The 20,823-nt window shown below is 36.8% G+C and carries 14 protein-coding genes; 3 read left to right on the top strand and 11 right to left on the bottom strand.

What is annotated here, in order from left to right; translation table 11 throughout:
• Nucleotides 1–16: 16 nt before the first annotated feature.
• A complete protein-coding gene (locus WC623_RS00115) occupies nucleotides 17–955 on the top strand; it encodes a hydroxypyruvate isomerase family protein (RefSeq protein ID WP_372847513.1) in 939 nt (312 codons plus the stop codon).
• Here the strand turns inward: WC623_RS00115 and WC623_RS00110 are convergent.
• Together WC623_RS00110 and WC623_RS00105 are read right to left on the bottom strand one after the other, a co-directional pair.
• Nucleotides 952–2,025: a PA0069 family radical SAM protein gene (locus WC623_RS00110; RefSeq protein WP_372847512.1), complete on the bottom strand. Its 1,074-nt coding sequence runs from the start codon at nucleotides 2,023–2,025 to the stop codon at nucleotides 952–954. The genes WC623_RS00115 and WC623_RS00110 overlap by 4 nt on opposite strands.
• A 44-nt stretch (nucleotides 2,026–2,069) precedes the next feature.
• Nucleotides 2,070–3,305, bottom strand: coding sequence for a carboxypeptidase-like regulatory domain-containing protein (locus tag WC623_RS00105; RefSeq protein ID WP_372847511.1), 1,236 nt, complete (start codon nucleotides 3,303–3,305; stop codon nucleotides 2,070–2,072).
• Nucleotides 3,306–3,400: 95 nt separating this feature from the next.
• Here WC623_RS00105 and WC623_RS00100 point away from each other — a divergent pair, with 95 nt between their 5' ends.
• On the top strand, nucleotides 3,401–4,918 hold the full coding sequence (locus tag WC623_RS00100; RefSeq protein WP_372847510.1) for an arylsulfatase: 1,518 nt from the start codon (nucleotides 3,401–3,403) through the stop codon (nucleotides 4,916–4,918).
• A gap of 57 nt (nucleotides 4,919–4,975) precedes the next feature.
• Here the strand turns inward: WC623_RS00100 and WC623_RS00095 are convergent, their stop codons facing one another.
• From WC623_RS00095 to WC623_RS00055, 9 genes are all read right to left on the bottom strand, one after another.
• Nucleotides 4,976–5,794 (bottom strand): enoyl-ACP reductase, encoded by an 819-nt coding sequence (locus WC623_RS00095; protein WP_372847509.1) that lies wholly within the window; start codon nucleotides 5,792–5,794, stop codon nucleotides 4,976–4,978.
• Between the two features lie 12 nt (nucleotides 5,795–5,806).
• Nucleotides 5,807–7,468 carry a DNA repair protein RecN gene (gene recN / locus WC623_RS00090; RefSeq protein ID WP_372847508.1) on the bottom strand — a complete coding sequence of 554 codons (1,662 nt, stop codon included), beginning with the start codon at nucleotides 7,466–7,468 and terminating at the stop codon, nucleotides 5,807–5,809.
• 103 nt (nucleotides 7,469–7,571) lie between these two features.
• Nucleotides 7,572–9,305 (bottom strand): M56 family metallopeptidase, encoded by a 1,734-nt coding sequence (locus tag WC623_RS00085; protein ID WP_372847507.1) that lies wholly within the window; start codon nucleotides 9,303–9,305, stop codon nucleotides 7,572–7,574.
• Between the two features lie 3 nt (nucleotides 9,306–9,308).
• The gene (locus WC623_RS00080; RefSeq protein WP_372847506.1) at nucleotides 9,309–9,692 is read right to left on the bottom strand and encodes a BlaI/MecI/CopY family transcriptional regulator; all 384 of its coding nucleotides are present in this window, start codon (nucleotides 9,690–9,692) and stop codon (nucleotides 9,309–9,311) included.
• Between the two features lie 97 nt (nucleotides 9,693–9,789).
• Complete coding sequence (locus WC623_RS00075; protein WP_372847505.1) at nucleotides 9,790–10,692, bottom strand: DUF4835 family protein; 903 nt, start codon at nucleotides 10,690–10,692, stop codon at nucleotides 9,790–9,792.
• Entirely contained in the window at nucleotides 10,689–11,888 is a 1,200-nt protein-coding gene (gene coaBC, locus WC623_RS00070) for a bifunctional phosphopantothenoylcysteine decarboxylase/phosphopantothenate--cysteine ligase CoaBC (protein ID WP_372847504.1), read from the bottom strand. Before coaBC ends, WC623_RS00075 begins: the two co-directional genes overlap by 4 nt.
• Nucleotides 11,889–11,933: 45 nt before the next feature.
• A complete protein-coding gene (locus WC623_RS00065) occupies nucleotides 11,934–12,260 on the bottom strand; it encodes a DNA-directed RNA polymerase subunit omega (RefSeq protein WP_372847503.1) in 327 nt (108 codons plus the stop codon).
• Nucleotides 12,260–13,189, bottom strand: coding sequence for an outer membrane protein assembly factor BamD (locus WC623_RS00060; RefSeq protein WP_372847502.1), 930 nt, complete (start codon nucleotides 13,187–13,189; stop codon nucleotides 12,260–12,262). The genes WC623_RS00065 and WC623_RS00060 overlap by 1 nt, the downstream gene beginning before the upstream one ends.
• Nucleotides 13,190–13,472: 283 nt before the next feature.
• Nucleotides 13,473–15,947, bottom strand: a complete 2,475-nt coding sequence (locus WC623_RS00055; RefSeq protein ID WP_372847501.1) for a TonB-dependent siderophore receptor — start codon at nucleotides 15,945–15,947, stop codon at nucleotides 13,473–13,475.
• A 284-nt stretch (nucleotides 15,948–16,231) separates the two neighbouring features.
• Here WC623_RS00055 and WC623_RS00050 point away from each other — a divergent pair, with 284 nt between their 5' ends.
• A complete protein-coding gene (locus WC623_RS00050) occupies nucleotides 16,232–20,617 on the top strand; it encodes a two-component regulator propeller domain-containing protein (RefSeq protein WP_372847500.1) in 4,386 nt (1,461 codons plus the stop codon).
• The last annotated feature ends 206 nt before the right edge of the window (nucleotides 20,618–20,823 follow it).

The raw sequence follows: 20,823 nt of genomic DNA, 5'->3' as shown, positions 1-20,823 counted from the left end.
CCAGATAAACTAATGTATGAACAGAATTGAATTTCTTAGAAATAGCTTTACAGCTGCGGGAGCACTTGTAGCAGGATCTTCTCTGGCTGCTGTTGCAGCAGCTGAAAATGGGCTAAAGACAGAAGAATCATTGGCAGGAAAAACATTTAATTTAGATTACGCCCCACATGAGGGAACTTTTAAAAATAATGCTGGTAATGATATTTTAGATCAGATCAGGTTCATGCATGACCAGGGTTTCAGATCTATAGAAGATAATGGGTTTTTAAAAAGACCGGTTGAGTTACAGACAAAAATAGGAGACTTGCTTGCAAAATTAGGCATGAGGATGGGTGTTTTTGTTGTCGACGGTGGAGATAACTGGAAAACATCATTAACGACTGGTAAGAAGGAATTTAAAGATAAGTTTGTTGAAACATGCAAACTTTCGGTGGAGGCTGCAAAAAGGTGTAATGCCAAATGGCTGACAGTAGTTCCTGGCTTTTATGAACGCAAACTACCATACGGCAATCAGTTTGCTAATGTTATTGATGCGATGCGTGCTGGGGCAGAGATCTTTGAACCACATAATCTGATTATGGTATTAGAGACTTTGAGTGATACACCGGAGCTATTTTTGCAGCAAACACATGAAACATATGCTGTTTGTAAAGCAGTGAATAGTCCGTCTTGTAAAATCCTTTATGATATTTATCATATGCAGAAGACTGAAGGACAGTTAATTGTGAATATTGACCGATGCTGGGACGAGATTGCTTATATTCAAATTGGTGATAATCCTGGTCGCAAGGAGCCTACAACAGGAGAAATTAACTATAAGAATCTGTTTAAACACATCTATAACAAAGGATATAAAGGTGTAATGGGGATGGAGCATGGCAATTCGAAACCAGGTAAAGAAGGAGAAATGCGGGTAATTCAGGCTTATCGTGAATGCGATAATTTTTTATCTTAAAACATACTGAGCTGGACTTTAGGTACTTTGAAAAGACTGGAGTCCAGTGTTGGTTTTACTTCATTGAGATGGTTTATTCGGCAGTGAAGCTTAAAGCTATCCTTTATTAATTTTGCAATATTGCCATCACCACGCATCCTATCACCAAATCTGCTATCGTTCACATTACCAGCATGACAGGATTGTATGGCATGCCATACCTTATCAAAGCGATCAGGATAGTTTTTGCGTAGCCAGTCTTCAAATATCCCCCCTATAGCCCCATTCAGTCTAACCACAGTATAACCAGCTGCTGTGGCGCCACAATTGGTTATAGCTTTTAGAATAGCAGGGATTTCATGATCACTTAAGCCTGGAACCAAAGGAGCAACCATAACGCCCACTGGTACACCGGCATTACTTAGTTGCTCTACAATTTTTAAACGTTGTTTTGCCGTTGTAGTTCTCGGTTCCATTTTTTGCCTCAGTTGTTCATTTAGACTGTTTATGGAAACATAAACCATGCATAGATTTAGTTTTGCCATTTCGGTTAGAAGGTCAATGTCTCTTAAGATGAGTGCATTTTTAGTGATCATGCCAATAGGTTGCTTGTATTCCAATGCAATTTCCAACAATTGCCTGGTGATCCTGAATTTCCTTTCTGCTGGCTGATAGCAATCGGTATTGCCAGATAAAGAAATGACTGATGCATCCCATCCTTTGCGTTCCAGAAATTTTTTAAATAGTGCAGGAGCATCTTGTTTTACGATGATCTTTCGTTCGAAATCCAGGCCGGCACTAAAACCCCAGTATTCATGTGCATTTCTTGCATAGCAATAAGTACAGCCATGTTCGCAGCCTTGATAAGGATTTAAAGAATAAGCCATACCTACATCTGGACTGTCTACTTTATTGACTATTGATTTAGATTTTCCAAAGATAAAGGTGGTCTTTTGATCTTCTTCTTCCCATTCGTCAATGCCTTCTTCATGTTCCTTTACATAGTCGTTTTTTGCAAAACGGTTATGAGGATTGAATTGAGCGCCACGACCTTTTACATAATTGTCCGGTTTTTCTTCGTCTAAATTCATTTGCTAAAAATACTAATATTTTTAGCAAATAGCAATGCGGCTATTTAATTTTTTGCGCGAGGGATGTAATCCATAGGTACCATATCGGCTACTTTTTCGTAAGCCCAAAAACCTTCGAAAAGCATAGCTCTTGAATTATTTACGCCACCGTTTTCATAAAAGCGCACACCATTTTCTGTTAAATTTGCAATAGATATCTGATAGTCCGGAATTTCTAATGGCCTGAATACCCAGAATCCTGTTTTTGAATATATTAAGGACTCTCTTTCTTTGGTATAGCTGATGGCAAGGGCACCATTACAGTCCAGTGATTTTAGGTTGTGGTTATAGACAGATAAAAGGCTGGCAGGTGAGATCTCTTTCCGGTCGAGATGATCAATGTATTTAGGCATATCCTGTTGCTTTTGCCAGAAAGCGATCATGACATTGTCTTTAGGCATTGTCGCTTTGCTAATGACCGTTGATTTTGCCGGAGTCTTTAAACGGATAAGATTCTTGTCAATAACACTATCAGGATAACGATAGGGGTTAGGTATTTTTATCATTTTATTTATGATAAATCCTTGCTCTATTGTGTTCCCGGCATATAGGGATCTGAAAAAGTGTTGTGAAGAACCATAATAAGCAGTTTCACGCTTGTCAATATACTTTTTTTGTTTTGCTCCGGACGCCTTCAATTCCTCAAAAAAAGGATGGCCAGAGAAATAAATGATGCGCGTTCTGGAGTTATATTCAAAGTTATCCAGCATATATTTTAGTCTGTAACCCAAGGCCTTATTTTCAACAATTAGAAACTCTGTAGTAGTAATTGTAAGCAGACTTTTGGTAACATCGTAATCAATGTTTAATACCTGTGGATTTAATATTTTACATTGTGCCGCATTGGGGCTTGTACCAATGAAGAACTCTTTAAATTGTTTGATGTATTTAGGACGGTTTGGATCTGCCCTGATGACTACCTCATTTAGGATAGTTGTGCTTTCTTTTAGAAGAAGTTCAACCTGAACAGATTGATCAGAAATAATAATATTTTTTGAATAGGGGAGATAACCAACCATTTGTACAAGTACATTATAATTTCCAGGTTGAAGGTTGTTGATCTTGAATTTTCCTTCTCCATCAGCTACTGTAGAAACCTTGTATCCACTTAGATAAATTCCAGCTCCTGGTAGGGTCTCTTTTTGATCTCTGACAATGCCCGTTATTGAAAACGAATTTTGAGAGAAAGCCAAATGTCCTGTAGATAAAATTAACAATAATAAGAACAGGTATGTCTTCATTGATTGCGAATGTAATATTTAACTAGGAGTATGGCAAGAAGCAAATGAATATGAATCCTATATTTGTATATTCACAGCCTCTTAATTGTAATATTATGCATAAAAAATGCTTATTTCTGGCCATAATATTCATGGCATTTAATACTTCTGCTCAAGTTAAAAAGAAGGAGCAATTGCCTAATGTTATTTACATTATCGCCGATGATTTGGGTTATGGTGATTTAAGCTGTTATGGTGCTCAAAAAATCCAGACGCCTAATTTAGACCTATTGGCGGCGAATGGTATTCGGTTTACAGATGGACATTCTACTTCTGCCACTTGTACACCATCTCGATATGCACTGATGACTGGTGAATACCCATGGCGTAAGGATGGTACAGGGATTTTACCGGGAGATGCTGCCTTAATTATACCTACGGATAAAACAACCTTGCCTAATCTCTTTAAGAAAGCAGGTTATCAGACTGGAATTGTTGGCAAGTGGCATCTTGGACTTGGTGAAACTGTGGCTAAGAATTGGAATGGAGACATTAAACCAGGACCGAATGAAGTTGGTTTTGATTATTCTTTCATTTTTCCGGCAACAGCCGATCGGGTACCAACCGTTTTTTTACAAAACCATAAAATAGTTGCGTTGGATAAAAGAGATCCGATTGAAGTAGATTATGCAAAAAAAATAGGGAATGATCCAACCGGAAAAGAACATCCTGAATTGTTAAAAATGAAATCCTCTCAAGGACATGATCAGACTATTGTGAACGGTATTGGTCGTATAGGTTACATGACAGGTGGTACAATGGCCCGATGGGTAGATGAAGAACTTTCTACTACCTTTTTAACTGAAGCACATGAATTTATTGAGAGAAAGCAGAAACAACCTTTCTTCCTGTATTTTGCTTTAACAGAACCACATGTGCCACGAATGCCAGCCACAAGATTTAAAGGGAAAAGTGGCCTTGGTTTAAGAGGTGATGCTATTTTACAGTTGGATTGGACTGTAGGTGAGATTGTGAAGCAATTGAAAGAACTGGGGATTGATAAGAATACGTTGATCATATTTACCAGTGATAATGGCCCTGTGCTGGATGATGGTTATCAGGATGAAGCTGTAGCTAAACAAAATGGACATATGCCTGCAGGAGCATTTCGGGGTGGAAAATATAGTTCATTTGAAGGGGGGACACGTGTTCCTTTTATCATCAGCTGGCCTGGGCAGATTAAACCTCAAGTGTCTTCAGCTTTGGTAAGTCAGATGGATTTGATTGCTTCATTTTCTAAATTGATTGATCAGCCTGTTCCTGCAGGTGATGCACCGGATAGTGAGAATTTATTAGAAGCTTTTATGGGAAAATCTCAAAATGGGCGATCAGTATTTGTAGAGCAGGGAGTAAGAACACTTTCTATAGTCAAAGACGGGTGGAAATACATTACACCAAATGGTGGTACTCCTTATATGAAAGCTGTTGGAATAGAAACGGGGAATCTACCTACTGCTCAGTTGTATAATCTGAATACAGATCTTGCTGAGAAAAGTAATCTTGCAGATAAAAATCCAACGAAAGTAAAAGAGCTTGCTGCATTATTGGAATCAGTTAAATCAGCTAAGAAATAAATAATTAACCCCACAGCTTTTAAGCTGCGGGGTTTTGTTTATAAAGTTCTTTTGGTTTTATTCTTCTTCCAGACCCATTTTCTTCATCACGATATCGCTTACTCCAGTAGAAGAGTAACCACCATCATGGAAAAGGTTCTGCATAGTAACCATGCGTGTTAAATCAGAGAATAAAGTGATACAATAATCTGCACATGATTCCGCATCAGCATTACCTAGTGGAGCAATAGCATCAGCATAGTCATAAAAATCACCAAACCCTTTAATACCTGAACCAGCAGTAGTTTTGGTTGGGGATTGAGATACTGTGTTGATGCGGACTTTTTTCTCTAATCCATAATGGTAACCAAAGCTGCGTGCAATCGACTCCAACATTGCTTTAATATCAGCCATATCAGTATAAAATGGATAAGTACGTTGGGCAGCCATATAAGTAAGTGCTACCACACTACCACCTTCAGCAATTGCATCAAGCTTTTTAGCAACAGCCAACATCTTATGAAATGACATTGCTGAAACATCAATTCCTTTCATGAAGTAATCGTAATTAGATTCTGTATAAGGGATCTTTTTACGAATGTTTACGCTCATACCTATTGAGTGTAGTACAAAATCTATCTTGCCACCTAATATTTCTTGTGATTGGGTAAACAGGTTGGTCAGTTCATCAACATTAGTTGCGTCAGCAGGAACAATTTGCGATCCCGTCTTTTCTGCCAAAGCGTTAATTTCTCCCATACGCATCGCGATAGGAGCATTTGTTAATACAAATGATGCACCTTCTTCGTGTGCTTTTTCTGCAACTTTCCAGGCAATAGAGTTTTGATCTAATGCTCCGGTAATGATGCCACGTTTACCTTTTAATAAGTTATACATAGTATTTTTGTTTTAATTTTTATAGCCCAGCAGATCTTTGGCGTTTTCCATTGCAGATACACCTGGTTTTTTACCGCTTAACATCTCTGCAATAGCATCAACACGAGCGGTATTGTCTAGTCTGCGGATACCTGTTGTAGTACGTTCTCCCTGTTCATTTTTGTACACAAAATAATGAGCATTCCCTTTAGCTGCAATCTGAGGGAGGTGGGTAATACAGATGACCTGCATGTTTTTTTCCAGTTCGCCAATAACATCACCAACACGTAGTGCTGTTTCTCCAGAAATCCCGGTATCGATCTCATCAAAAATCAAGGTAGGGAGTGAAGTGTGTTTGGCCATGATGGATTTAATAGCCAGCATGAGACGAGAGAGTTCTCCACCTGAGGCAACTTTACCAACAGGAGCAGGTGCTTGTCCGCTATTGGCTGAGAATAATAAAGAAATGAGGTCATTACCGTCTTTGTTGAGCTCTTTTGCTGTCGACTGCTCTATCTTAATTTTTGCATTGGGCATTCCAACCTGCTGCAATACTTTACCCACACTTTTTTCAGTAATCTCAATTGCTTTACTGCGGTTAAGACTAAGTTTTCCTGCGATTTGTTCTAGCTCAGTATTCATCAATTCAAGCTCCTGGATGATGCGCTCAATTTCCTCATCGCCACTTAAAATATTAGCCAGATTTTCTGATAACTGTTCCTGTATGGATAGTAATTCGGGAATAGAATTTACCCTGTGTTTCTGTTGCAAACCATAAATAAGATCTAAACGATTGTTTATAGCTTCAATTCTGGAAGGATTAAAAACTATGTTTTCTTCCAGTGTAGATAATTCCGATGTAATGTCTTTTAATTCTATCAATGAAGAACGTAATCGTTCATTTAATGCCTCATAATCAGCATTAAACTTTTCTATCTGTTGCAGCTGACTGATTACTTCTTTTAAAATAGGCAATACTGCTGCCTCTTCATCACTTAACAAGTTGTATCCTGTTAGTAAGCTCCTTTTAATACTTTCCGCATTATTGAGCATTTGTAATTCTGTTTCCAGCTTCTCCTGTTCATCAGGTTGCAGTTCCGCAGTTTCTAATTCATTAAACTGGAACTGTTCATAGTCTTGTTTGTTTCTGGCTTCAGCAGCTTTTTCCTGTAAATTGGTTAATAGCTGCTGTTGCTGTTTATACTGCTTAAACTTGATGCGATAATCACTGAGTATCTGCTGATGTCCGGCAAGTGTATCAACAACAGATAATTGAAAGGTAGGATCGCTGATTTCTAGTGTAGCATGCTGGGAATGTATGTCAATCAGCCGTTCTCCAACCTGCTTCATAACAGTGAGTGTTACAGGTGTGTCATTAATGAATGCTCTCGATTTGCCATCAGTAGAGATTTCTCTCCTTAAGGTATTTTCCTCATAAAAATCCAGATCATTTTCTTCAAATAATCCTTTTAGCAATTGGTCAGACAGCAGAAACCAACCTTCAATGATACATTTCTTCTCCTGGTTGAAAAAATACTTTGTTTCGGCACGTTGGCCCAATATCAATGATAATGCACCAAGCATGATTGATTTACCAGCTCCGGTCTCGCCGGTGATGATATTTAAACCTTTATCAAGTTCAAGCTCAACGCTGTCTATCAAAGCGTAATTACGGATCGAAAGTTTTTGTAACATATGATGTTGCTAAATTAGGAAAACTTAGTGACGAACAACACAAAAAAAGCCAGAAGATTATTCTTCTGGCTTGTAATTAAATGGTATAGATCGGCTGGGTATGCTATGGTTTATGATCTTGCGCTTCTTTTTCTTTAATTGCTTTTTTTGCCTCTTCAATTTTTAATTGAAATTCCTTGCTGTTTATGTGTTTTTCTATTTTTTCAGCGTTCTTTTCTATTTTTTCAGCATTACGGCGAATGTTTTCCTGTTGCTTTTTCCACTCTTTTGAATTGAAGTACTTGCTGATATTCTCTGCGTTTTTGTTGATTTCAGCTTGTTGTTTTTTCCAATCAGCTGAACTAAAATAACTGCCAATGTTCTCTGCAGAATTTCCAATTTCGGCCATAGATTTCTTCCATTCAGGAGACTTCAGGAAAGCCAGGCTTTTGTTTAATATAGAGTCGACATTAATGTTTATTTCATTGTCCAAATCAATTTTGTAAGTATCATTAAGCATCTGGCTACGTTCTTTTTGAGGTATTTCTTTTACAGACTTATACTCTTTCCTATTGCCTTGTTCATCGATTGTAATGATCCGGTATTTCGATTTCTTCCTTGTTGTATCCTGACCAATATGATGAGGGGGGACTGGTGGCACAGGAATAGAAACCTCAGGAGCATGGGGAGCATTAGGAGGTGTCGGTGGTTGAGGAATGCATATCGCTGTGATGTTATGTCCGGTAGAAGATTTAGGAACTGGGGGGGCTTTTGGTGGAGTTTGAGTTTGCTGAATACTGAAACCTGCAATCTCTGTACGTGTTTGCTTACTGATTTTTGTAATTGTTTTTTCAGCCTTTAAGGGTTTTATCCATGCTAGTGAAATTATTGTGGCAATGGTTAATGTAATGACAAACATTTGTTGTCTTACGTTCATATAATTATTTTTCATATCAGTGATTCTTTTAATACGTTGATATAGATGTTGATTCTTTCCTGAGGCAGCCATAGAGAATGCTGGTGCTGATTTATCTTTCAATAACTCGAGTTTTAGAAGTGCATGAGCATAGGTCATCGGATTTCCAGTGAACTTCAATACGAGATCGTCGCAAGCATGTTCCCGTTCAATGTTTATGAATTTTCCACTTAACCATATAAATGGATTAAAGAATAGCAATGTTTCAATGCCGGTTTTAATGAGATTGAGCAGGTAATCGTTTCTTTTGATATGTGATAGCTCATGAATTAAAATAGCCTCTACCTGGTCCATGTCAAGTTGCGATATCAAACCGATAGGGAAGAGTATGATAGGTTTAAAATATCCGACTACAAGAGGTACATTTATTTTATCAGACAAATAGAATCCGATAGGTTGACGAAATTTTAATTGTAAAATAAGTCTTTTAAATGAAGCATCCCATTCGGCAGGAACAGAGAAGTGAACCGCCTTTTTAAGGTCAAGCATACGCTTATAGCCTATTCCAAGTACCAGTAACTGACATAGTAAACCCATACTGTAAACACCAACAATGTAAGGGAAGAAGAGTTCTGTTTTACTACTAATTAGTTGTGGAAGAGAAGTAATTGATTGATAATATTCAGCAGGGATAAAAAATGTAGTACTATGTTGGTGCGTTGTAGATGTCGGTAGTTTAAAGATGGAAAAAAATGTAAGGCAAAAGCAGATAAATATGAGCGCAATGGCACCAAAAGCAAGGTTATGCTTTATTCTGGATTTCAGTTTAGGGACAGTCATGGCAATTAGCAATAATAATCCATAAATTATAGCTCCCTGCCATAAAGAGTGTAAGATGCTCCAGCCTACTGCTTTAATCAAGTTGTTTAAAATTGGTTCCATAGCTTATCTTTTACTAAGTTGATCCAGGTATTCCTTTATTGCATTTATTTCATCTTTGCTTGTACTATGATTGCCTAATGCTTGCATCACCATACGCGCAGCAGAACCATTAAACACATTATCAATCATTTTATTGACCAGGTGCTGTTGTGTTTTTTCCTGATTTTGCAAAGCATGATAAATATGAGTTTTAGCAGAGGTGTCGCGGGCTACTAAGCCTTTTTCGAGCATAATCTGCATTAATTTCAAAGTGGTGGTGTAGCCAGATTCCTTGCTCTTTTCTAAAATTTCATGAACCTCTCTAACTGTACAGTTCCCTTTTTCCCACAGAATTTGTAAGATTTCGAGTTCACTTTCTGTAGCTTTAAGATGATTTATTTCTGCCATGATATTGTTCTACGAATTGTTTCGTAATCAAATATACGAATCTATTCGTAGATGCAAAATAATTTAACATTTTTTTTAAGATGCTGTAAATAAAAGTTTAGCGGGATGTTTTTAGTGCCTCATATTTATTGAGGTTTGCAGGGTCAATTTCTGAAAGCAAGTTATAGGCTTTTATTTTCTCTTGTTGATCAGTTAATGAGATAATGTTTACCAACTCATCTGCTTTAGTTGCCAGGTACATATTAGGGAATATGGAGCCTACTTTTTGTTTATCCAATTGCTTTAAATCAGATAATAGATTAATAATTTTTCTGGCACCTCTGGCTGGGTCTTCCTGTAAACGGTCTAATCCATTGAGGTGGTAGGCATAAATAAATTGCCTAAGGCTTTCAAAGCCTTTGTTCTGAAGGTTTTCAATAAGCCAATACCTGTTTTTCAAGCCATCGAAGGCCTGCCAACCTTTATTGCCTGCAACCTGGGCAACATTTAAAACATTTTGAGCCTTATTATAATAAGGCGTGCCACCAAGTTTACTATAACTGTCTTTATCCAAACCTATAATGGTATAAGCATAAAAACTAAGCAACGAGCTTAGGTTGGAAATGAAGTTCTGATCAGAGAAGTCAAGCGATTGCCCTTCACTATAATTAAAGTCAAAATCTTTGTCGCTTATATTTAGTAATGTGCTATTGTAAGCTGTATTATATACAGGGCGGCTGGATTGTATTTGTGCTTCAGCTTTATAAGCAGAGTTTCCATCCCAAGCTGTTAACGTGATGACAAAATTGCATTCAATCCTCTCGTTAGCTGTATAAGTTTCGTTACTCCATTTATTATTATTTAAAAAATCTCTGATCGCATTTTGAAGTACCTCTACATTTCTTTTATTGATGTTTGGGACAGTAGGGGCCAAAACCTGTACTCTAGTATTGAGTTCCTGGGCATTTGAAAAGTTATAGCAGAAGAAAAATATCAGAAATAAAAAGGAGTAACGTTTCATGCTTTAGCCAGTTTTAATATTTCATTACAGATATCGACGGCAACTTCAGCTTTTGATTTCATTTCATAAACTGTTTTTTCGGCTGCTTTATTAAAGATAGTGATTTTATTGGTATCCATTTTGAAACCTGCCCCTTTATCATTCAATGAATTTAAAACAATAAGATCCAGGTTTTTCTTTGTTAGTTTAGCTTTGGCATATTCTTCTTCGTGTTCTGTTTCTAATGCGAAGCCTACCAATATTTGTTCAGCAGTTTTTAATTGTCCAAGTGTAGCAAGTATATCTTCTGTCTTTTTTAAATCGAGGCTAAACTCTGTATTTGTTTTTTTTATCTTCTGTTCGGCTTGCTTAACAGGTGTATAATCTGCAACTGCTGCACTCATTATTGTAATTGCCGCTTCTTTGAATTCTGATTTGCAGGCCTTCAACATATCGGCAGCACTAATCACATCGATACGTTTTAACAGCTGACTACTTTTTTCGGAAGTTGGCCCTGTAATCAGGGTTACATCTGCGCCTAAACTTGCAAATTGATCTGCAATAGCAAAGCCCATTTTTCCGGAGGAATGGTTGCCAATAAAACGTACTGGATCAATAGCTTCATAAGTTGGTCCGGCCGTTACCAAAACTTTCTTACCCAATAGGGGAAGGGAGGTTTTAATTTTGTCAGACAGAAAATTTACGATTTCTTCAGGTTCAGCCATTCTGCCTTCGCCATATAGTCCACTAGCTAATTCTCCACTGCCTGGTTGTATAACCTGATTTCCATATGATAATATTTTATCAATATTATTCCTTGTACTTTCGTGTTTCCACATGTCCAGATCCATTGCCGGGGCAACGTATACAGGGCATTTGGCAGATAAATAGACGGCTGTAAGCAGATTGTCGCACAAGCCTCCGGCCATTTTTGCCAGAGTATTAGCACTTGCAGGTGCAATAATAATAAAGTCAGCCCATAAGCCTAACTCTACATGATTGCTCCAAACACCGGTTTCTTCTTCGAAATATTGAGTGTAAACAGGATTCTTACTTAGGGTGGCCAGAGTGAGCGGGGTGATAAAGTTTGCCGCATCGGCCGTAAGAATTACTTTGACGTTTGCACCAGCTTTCACCAATAGCCTAACCAGTATAGCTGATTTATAAGCTGCAATGCTGCCACAAACGCCAAGAATTATTTTTTTATTTTTAAGCATGGTTTTAAGGTATGCAAGAATGCAATTTAATACCTATGCGTATTTTTATTGTTGCTCTTTAGCAGGATTTCTGAAATAGATCTTATCATTCAGGAACTCATCGATTGCTATTAAAGTAGGTTTAGGCAAACGCTCATAGTGCTTGCTGATTTCAATTTGTTCTCTGTTTTCGAAAATCTCTTCCAGGTTATCGTTAGAAGAAGCGAACTCAGCAAGTTTGCCATGTAACTCTTCCTTCATGTTGTTTGAGATCTGATTAGCCCTTTTAGAAATAATAACTAAAGACTCATAAATATTTTTTGTTTTCTGATCTAAATCATTAACATTTCTGGTTACCGTAGTATTCGGTACAGCTGGTTTATTAGTACTCATTATTTGATGGGGGTTTTTGTAGTCTTACTTGTAGTGTCTGATTTGGCATCCTTTGCCAATAACGCTTTATATTTTTCTTGATTCTTAGCAACTTCAGCAAGATATCGTTTTGCATTTTCTATACCTTCTATGCTAGATTTTTTCAAGTCTTTAGCATCTGCCAATAATTTGCTTTCAGGATGGTTTTCTATAAATTCATCTGCATATCCGATAGCTTCATTGAAACGATCTTCCTGACGAGTCTCCAAACTGTTCTTTGCATAAGCAAATTGTGATTTGATGATCAGCAAGTCCATTTCTTCAGCATACTTAATATCTGGATAATCAATTTGTGCATTTTGTAATGCAATAACTGCGGCTTTGTAATTACTTACATCATAACCACCAAGATCATAGTATAACTTGGCATTGGAGTAAGCTTTGTCTTCCAGTTTTGCACGCAATAAACCTATATATTTACTGGCATCTGCAGCACGCTCGCTTTTAGGATAAAAGTTGATGAACAATTGTAAAGCGTCTATTGCTTTGTAAGTATTTTCCTGATCCAGGCTAGGTGCTGGTGAATCAAGATAATAACAATAAGCACTCATATATCTGCATTCTTCAGCATATTTACTGGTAGGGTAAGTATCAGCAAATGATTTAAACTGATATCTTGCAGTTGTATAATCCTTTATCTTGAAAAGTGTTAATGCATAATGATAATTCAACTCCTCAGCTTCAGCCCTACCTCTGTATTTTTGCGAAAGATCTTCAAATAGAATTAATGCTTTTGAATAATTCTTCTTGTTATACAGCCGCATAGCTTCCTGGTATTTTTTGGCTACATCGTTGCTCAGTCTGATTTTTTCAAACTGGCTTTTGCAACCCGCAATAGTTAGGGCTATAATGGTGAAACTTAATAGTAGTACGTGTTTAATTTTAAACATTGTGCAAAGATAAGGTAATAATACGATAACGTCAATTAAAAATAACAGGACGCTAAGCTATGTAAAGGCATTGAAGCTAGCAAGGGCTTAACATAATTTAACATAAAAATATAAAATAACCATTCTCCTCAGAGTCTGGCATCTTTTGTTGAAGGAACAAAAGCGGCTTAAATCTCTTTGGAGAAGGTGATTTTATTTTCAAGCGAGGTGCAGACATACTAGGACAAAAAAACGGATTATCTGTAGAGATAACCCGTTTTTTATAGGTAGATTAAGATGTAATTTAGAATTTATATGTTACGGTAGTCATGAATTGTCTTGGCGGAATTGGGTTCACACTATAGTTTTCATGAATGTAGTAGTTTAGTTCATCGGTGATGTTTGACAGTTTACCGAGGATACTGAATCTTTTGAAAGCATAACCAGCTGATAAGTCGAAAGTTGTGAAACCTTTAATAGGGATAATGCCTGAAGAAGTTCCGGCTTTATTTGTGTTACGCCCACCGTTACGATCACCAGTATAAAATGCTGAAGCACCTAATTTGAAACCTTTTAGGCCACCATTTTGAACAGTATAGAATAAACTTGCATTAGCAGTGTTTTTAGTGGTACCAACTAAACGCTCACCTTCTACTATACCACTAATAGTTGTTGTCTTATTGGGATCAGTTTCTGTCGGTGTTTTCAAAACAGTAAGAGGTAATGTCTCTGTATAACGCATGTAGTTATAACTATACCCAGCAATAAAGTTTAAACCATCTACAAGTGTTGCTGTAACATCTACTTCTACACCATTGCTTTGCGTTTTTCCAGTAAATTCTTTAAGGTTCGCATCTGGGTTAGGTTGCCCACTTGTGTTAACTAGTGCTTGCTGTGCAAATCTATCGTTCATGATTTGGTAAGCGGTAACATTTAATGATAGTCGCCCATCAAGGAAGTCATTTTTAATTCCTGCTTCATATTGATCAATAATAGAAGGACCCATAGGAGCATTAGTTGCTACATCTATTCCACTATTTGAAGTGAAGTTATTGGAATAACTTGCATATAATGAGGTTGATTTAATGGGTTGATAAATCAATGCAAATTTTGGGGAAAAAGCTTTGTCGATTTTTAAATCAGCAGCTCCTTTTGTTTCTTTTCGACTTTCTAAAGTTGTTATAGTTGTTTTAGGTGTTTCCTGGAATGTCCATCTTACACCAGCTAAAACTTTAAACTTGTCGGTAAGGCTAATCAAATCTTGTACAAAACCACCAAATCTGTTTACTGTTGCTGCTGTGTTATTTAGTAGTGTAGTTTGTGGTCTGTTAAAGTTTGAAGCTATGTTGAAGCTATTAGGGTCAAGTAAATTCACCTGATCATAATATTTACCACTTACTGGCCCTAATAAGTTAGGATTAGTAAAGCCTCCAGTAATGATTTTGGATTGGTCACCATCTACACCTATTAAAAGTTGATGTACAATGCCAGCCGTTTTAAAAGTACCATTTAAGTTGATCTGCTCATTATATGTCAATTCTCTTGTTCTGGAGCGCGTTACCGCACGATTCCATTTACCATCAGTTGTGAAAGGGCGCTCACTAGAGAAGTAGTCTCTATCATATGATTGTACACCTGCAATAGCACTCAATTTCCAATGATCATTGAATTTTTGATTTAATGCAGCTTGCAATGTACCTGTATTGGTCTTATTATATGCCCATGCGGTATTTACAAATACATTTCTTCCAAGTGGAGAAATCTGATTTCCTACTGTCCCGATTCCAAAATCTGGAGTGAAATTGCTTTTTAAATAATCAGCTTGTACCAATAGGTCGGTTTTTTCACTGATCTTATATAAGATAGATGGGTTAACATAAATTCTGTCGGATGTTACACCCGCTCTGTAGCTGCCTGCTTTTTCATAAGAGCCGATAGCACGGTAAGCAACTTTATCAGATAGTGGCCCATAAACATCTACAATAGGTTTGTACATGTCATAGCTGCCAACACGCATAGATACTTCGCCTCCTGATTCAAACTTAGGTTTTTTGGTAACCATATTCACAACAGCTCCTCCACTAACACCGCCATATAACAAGGCCGCACTACCTTTAAGTACCTCTACGGATTCTAATGTACTGGCTTCAGGCATACCGCCAATGGTGGTACGGGCACCGTTTTTAAATACGTTATTTGCTCCCAGACTATAACCTCTTGCATAAAAGTTTTCACCCACAGAACCACGATTGGCTCCGAGGGCTACACCGTTAACATTCTTCATTACATCGCTAAGACGGTTCGCTTGCTGATCGGCAATAACTTTTGTACCTATGATCTGGACAGACTGTGGCAGGTCTTTAGGCGCTATAGCTATTTTACCTAAAGTTGTAGGCTTCTGATTTGGACTCTTGTAACCACTTATGGAAACTTCATCAAGTTGTGCAAGGCTTTCGGAAAGTATGAAATCAACAGTAGAGGTTTCTCCTTCTCTTACTGTTACCTTTTGCGACTGAACCTGAAGTCCGACAAATGAAGTTTTTAAAGTATATGTGCCATCTTTTAAATTGATGAAAGTAAAAGAACCGTCTTCATCTGACAATGTTTTTTTATTATTCTCTACTATAAAAATGCTTACAAAAGGAGCTGGTTTTCCATCATTAGTTCTTACTCTACCTTTTATACTCCCTCTTGCAGGTGCAGAGGCTAATTGAGAAAAGGCTTTCTGATTAAACGAAAAGAGCATTGGGATAAGTACGAATGCGTATATGTATTTCATGTATTTATTTAGATTAATTCTATGGGCGCAAAAGTAATATCGAATGGTTTAATTATCAAATTTATTTAGAACTATTTTAAATAGTATTTAAGAGGAAATGATGATCAATATTTAAATGTGCGTCGTACAATGGTGGCCGCATATTTTTAATGCTGGAAAACGATTGCACAGTTTTAAACCATCATATACTTTTTTTATTAATGTATTGTATTTAATCTTGTTAGTGCCAGATATATTAATCTTGTTAGTGCTAGATATAATTGAGTATGTATTAAGTTTGTATTATGCTTAAACGAACAGGGCTATATTGTGTTTTTTTACTGCTGTTATTAACTGTTAAAGGTAATGCGCAAATTAAATGTAAGATTGAGCATTACTCGACTGAAGACGGTTTGTCGCACGATGGGGTAATGAATATCATGAAAGACCGAGATGGTTTTATGTGGTTCGGCACCTGGGACGGTATAAATAGGTTTGACGGCCATAATTTCGTAACCTATAAAACCCGACCTGGAGATAGTTCAAGTCTGAAGATAAACAGGGTTGATAATATAAAAGAAGATAAGTACGGTTATCTATGGCTTGAAGTTTACGATAACCAGGTATACAGGTTTGATAAGAAGAATAAGAAGTTCCTGTCTATTTCCAATATCCTCGAAGAAAAGAAAATTAACAATGTTTTATTCTCCAATATTGTACTTGCTGGAAAAAATGGAGTATGGCTAAGTACGCCTGATAAGGGCATTTTTGCGATCAAAGATGTGCCGACAGGTAAGCCGGAAATAACGAGGTATGAGGCCAATTTAAGAGCTGATTTCAAATTGTTTTCTAACAAGGTTAATTTCATATACGGTGACAGACAGCAAAATGTATGGGTGGGAACACATGGGGGACTTAATTGTTTGTCGGCCAGTGCATCTGATAACTATAAGAATAAAACTATTGATGCCAGTTATGCTGCTGGAATGGCCTATACATGTATTGTTGAAGATCAACAATATGTTTGGTTTGGTACAGGCGACGGGCATTTGGTAAGGTATCAAAAAACTTCAGGCAGTTTCATTAAGGTAAAAATATCTGAAAACAGGATTAACGATTTACACCTTGCTAAAAGTGGAAAGGTGGTGTATGCAACTGCAGTCGGGGAATTGATTACCATAAATAGAGCAAACCTTCAGCGTACTATTGCAATTATATCAGGGAAGTTGCCATTGCTTTCTATATATGAAGATAGATCTGGGTTGTTGTGGATTGAACCTGAGAAAAAGGGAATGGTTAAGTACAATCCCCTTACTCGAAGTTTTAAATATTTTTTTCAGGAAAATGATGCTAATTTCTTCAATACGGCAAAGGAATACAAGGTTTTTGAAGATCATAACAATAGGGTTTGGATGAGTATGAAGAGTGGCGGCTTTGGTTATTATAATCCTATTTCGGATGAAATTGAATATTTTTACAACAAACCTGGATCAGCAAATCATCAATTTTCAAATATTGTTATTTCAAGTTATTTTGATCCCGCAGGGGTAATGTGGCTAAGTACAAGAGATCGGGGGATAGAAAAAATCATTTTTCAAGCTAATGACTTTAAACATGGTTTGTTGGTCTCAGAAACACTTAATAAATCTGACAATGAAATAAGAGGGATATTTAGTGATAGAAATCAACGTTTATGGATCGCTTCAAAATCGGGTAATCTATATGTGTATGACCAGGGGAAAAAGGTTGATAATATTTTTGTAAACAAACCACCAGGAAGTTTAGGCTTGGTTTATAATATGATCCAGGGACGAGATGGGACAATCTGGTTAGGAACAAAAGGAAACGGTTTATATAAGGCAATACCTAATGACAAGAGAGGTTTAACTTATACGCTTACTCACTATAAGGCTGATAAGAAAGATGTCAATAGTTTAAGTAGCGATCTGATTTATTCTGTATTGGAGGATGCTAAAGGAAGGATATGGGTGGCTACGTATCAGTATGGTATCAATTTACTTTTGCAGGATGGAGAAAAGGTGAAGTTTGCAAATATCCGAAACTCTTTTAAAAACTACCCTGTAGGATCCTGGAAAGCAAGACATCTTGCTCAGGATGCAAATGGTAAAATATGGGTAGCTACCACAAATGGACTGGTTATATTCGATCCGGATAAGGGAAATCCTGATGATTATATTTTCAAAAGCTATGGCAAAGTCCCGGGGGATAAAAATAGTCTTGGTAATAATGATGCACAGTATATATATAGGGATAGCAAGGATAGGATGTGGGTTGCGACATCTGGAGGTGGATTAAACAAGGTACTGGAATTTTCCGAAAAAGGACCAAAATTTAAGGTGTATACCAAAGAAGACGGGATGCCTAGTGATTATATTCTGAGTATTATTGAAGACAATACCCATAATTTATGGCTGGGAACGGAAAATGGTATTGCAAAGCTAAATCCTGAACAGGAACGTTTTCGGAATTACGATTCCTATGATGGCTTGCCAAAAACGGGGCTTTCCGAAGGTTCAATTATAAAATTGCCTAATGGTAATTTGTTATTTGGCTGTATAAATGGGTATATTACTTTTAATCCTACAGCGGTTACAGATCAAAAGATCAAAGCTCAAATGGCTTTTACCAATCTTCAGATAAATAACAAGGATGTAATATCTGTTGATAAAAACTCACCTCTGAATATAGATATTAATGACACAAAAAAGATCAAGCTTAAATACAATGAAAATATCATCAGTATAGATTTTACTGCATTAGATTATCGTTCCAGTAATAAGCAAGTGTATGCTTATCGTTTAAAAGGATTTGATCCGGAATGGCATACGGTAAAGAATCAACGTAAAGCTACATATACCAACTTGCCACCAGGCGATTATGTTTTTGAGGTTAAGAGTACGAATACTGATTTGTATGATAGTTTGCCCGTAAAAACTTTATCCATCACAATTGCGCCACCACCATGGCGTACCACATGGGCGTATATTCTATATGCTCTTTTACTTGGTGGATTAATAGAGATTGCACGCAGGATTATATTTACGATGATCAGATTGCGCAATAGAATTACTGTTGAACAACGATTGACAGAACTTAAACTTAGTTTTTTTACCAATATTTCTCATGAATTGCGTACACCTTTAACGCTGATCGTAAACCCAATTGAAGAGATTTCCAGACAGGAGAATTTGTCACCAAAAGGACAAGAATATATTAATGTTGTACGTAGAAATGCTAATCGGATGGTTAGGTTTATTAATCAGCTGTTGGACTTTAGAAAGGTTCAAAGTGGTAAAATGAATCTTAAAATAGCTTATACTGATGTTTTGGCTTTGGTGAAGGATATTGCTGCACATTTCTCTGAGATTGCTAACGAGAAACAAATTGAACTCTTAATTTCTGCAAATGTAAAAGAGCTCTATGCCTGGATTGATGCAGAAAAAATAGATATTGTGTTGTATAACTTATTGTCAAATGCCTTTAAGTTTACACCGTCAGATAAGATCATTACAATTGCAATTGATGATAGCCCTGGTGATGGATTTTTCACTATCAGGGTTGTTGATCAAGGCATTGGTGTCCCAACAGATAAGCTAAATGATATCTTTGAGCTTTATTATGAAATTGATAAAGCGCCTGGAAATACCCTTGAAGGAACTGGAATTGGACTTGCGCTTTGTAAAGAAATAGTGGGCATTCATCATGGTGAAATTGAAGCTAGAAATAATAGTGGAGAAGGATTAACAGTTGAATTGAAATTGCCTTCGGGAATAGAGCATTATAAAAATGGAGAAAGCTTGGTCACCGATTTTGATGTATTGCCTAAATTGATTTCGCCTAATTCTAATGAAGTGTTAGAGAAGCCCGGGGAGATATCCGAGAGAGATAATGAAGCTCTTCCACTTGTCCTTCTTGTAGATGATAACAATGAACTTCGAAAATTTCTGGCAGACCAGCTTGCTGTGTATTATAGAATAATAGAAGCCAGAGATGGAAAAGAAGGCTTTGAGCTGGCTCTTAAATTTATTCCTGATTTAATAATGAGTGATGTGATGATGCCGGAAATGGATGGTATTCAGCTATTGGATAAATTGAAACGCAATGATTCAACCAGTCATATTCCAGTGATTTTGCTTACGGCCAAATCATCCATTGAAAACCAAATAGAAGGATTGAAATATGGTGCCGACTATTATATTACCAAACCTTTTCAAACTGATTTTATTCTTGCATCTATAGAAAACCTTTTGAAACAGCGTAAAAAGGTATTCGAATCGCTTTTGGCCAGTAAGAAAACTATAGAGCTAAGTCCGGGCGAAATCGTGATTACTTCAAGAGATGAGACATTCTTGAAAGATATCATTGATATCGTTGAAAATGGTATGGTAGATGTAGAATTTAACATCGATGCTGTAGCAGAATCTATAGGTATGGGTCGGACAACCTTCTATAAGAAATTCAAAAGTCTGACCAACCGTGCACCTGTAGAATTTGTTCGGGAAATGAGATTAAAAAGAGCTAGACAGTTTCTGGATGCTAATGGTCAGAATATCTCTGAGATCGCCTATGCTGTTGGTTTTAATAGTGCAAAATATTTCAGTACCTGCTTCAAAGAAGAATATGGGATCTCTCCTTCTGAATATTTAAAATCAAAAGCCGCTAAAAACTAAATAGGGCTATAAAATGCTTTTGAAGTAACTTTTTGATATTTTTTGGATGTATTTCGTCAATTATTGAACCTCAAAAAAGCCCCTGTTCAGTAAGTTTGTTAAAACGAATAACCAAATATTAAACCATTCGAACATCTGCTTCTTATTTCATCTGGAAACGAGAGAAATTTTAAGATTCTGAAAAAGTAGAATTGAATAGCATGTTT

The organism is Pedobacter sp., assembly GCF_041645105.1.
Taxonomy (GTDB): Bacteria; Bacteroidota; Bacteroidia; order Sphingobacteriales; family Sphingobacteriaceae; genus Pedobacter.
The sequence above is the reverse complement of the archived record's forward strand: the minus strand, read 5'-3'. Positions and strand labels throughout refer to the sequence as shown.